General features: G+C 41.5%; 2 protein-coding genes. Both read right to left on the bottom strand.

The window, feature by feature from the left end; translation table 11 throughout:
- Nucleotides 1-229 (bottom strand): arsenate reductase ArsC (locus A3729_RS25870; RefSeq protein WP_197476102.1); only part of this gene is annotated, 229 nt, incomplete at its 3' end.
- 357 nt (nucleotides 230-586) lie between these two features.
- On the bottom strand, nucleotides 587-980 hold a 394-nt coding region (locus A3729_RS25865), incomplete at its 5' end, for a helix-turn-helix domain-containing protein (protein ID WP_156498142.1).

Raw genomic sequence — 980 nt, 5'->3', positions numbered from 1 at the left:
ACTGTTGCGCTTCGAGCTCTTCAATATGCTTAGAATAATGTTTGCTCATATCTACCCCAAGTTCCCCCATCACTGAAACAGCATTAGGGTTCATACCGTGGGTTTCTATGCCTGCAGAGTATGCTTGCCACTCTTTATTTCTGATCGTATTTACCCAGGCTTCGGCCATTTGGCTTCGACAAGAGTTACCGGTACACAGAAAAAGGACTTTTTTGGGTGCCTGAGACATCTCGGTTTAGTCTTCCTTTTGTAAGGGGATGAATGCTAATAGACCACGTAAATCTGAAAAGATTCATCAAGTATTATTATTTTTTTGAACCAAGTTACATTTCCATTGTCTGAACTTACGACAGCAAGGCTAAATGTTGTGAAAGGACTGCTATGTAAGTAATTCTTGGCATGCGATAGCATGTTATAACGAATCATTACAAATATAGCTCACTTTTTAACCACATTACGGAAATTTTAGTCTTATACTGTTATTACAGATCACGAAGAAGCGATCGTGATTCTGTCTTCCTTGAAGAAACCCCTATTATAGGAGCCCTAAACAGGCTCCTCTTTTTTTGTCCCAAATTATTACTCTTTAATCTAACTGGAAGAGTTTTGGACGCACCATTTTCTTATAATCACTTGGCGTCAGCCCTACCTTGGTTTTAAACACCCGAGAAAAGTAAGCCGTATCTTTATAGCCAACGTTTTCAGCCACATCCTGAATGCTTAGATCGGTTGATTTCAATAAGTCACGGCCATTTTCAATGCGTAAGTCCTGAAGGTACTGATTCGGTGTCATGCCTAATGCTTGCCTGAAACGACGTGTAAACGTTCGTACTGGCATGCCTGCTCTTTCGGCCATCTGGGGAATATCAATATCTTCATGACACGAGGACTTTAACCACGCCTGAATCTCGATAATATCTTCATCTGCATGCGCGGCTCGTCCGACTGAAAACATAGGCAAGTCGTAGCTGCTGCCTACT

This window comes from Oleiphilus sp. HI0043, from assembly GCF_001634935.1.
Note: the sequence above shows the minus strand (reverse complement) of the source record. Positions and strands in the feature narration are given on the sequence as shown.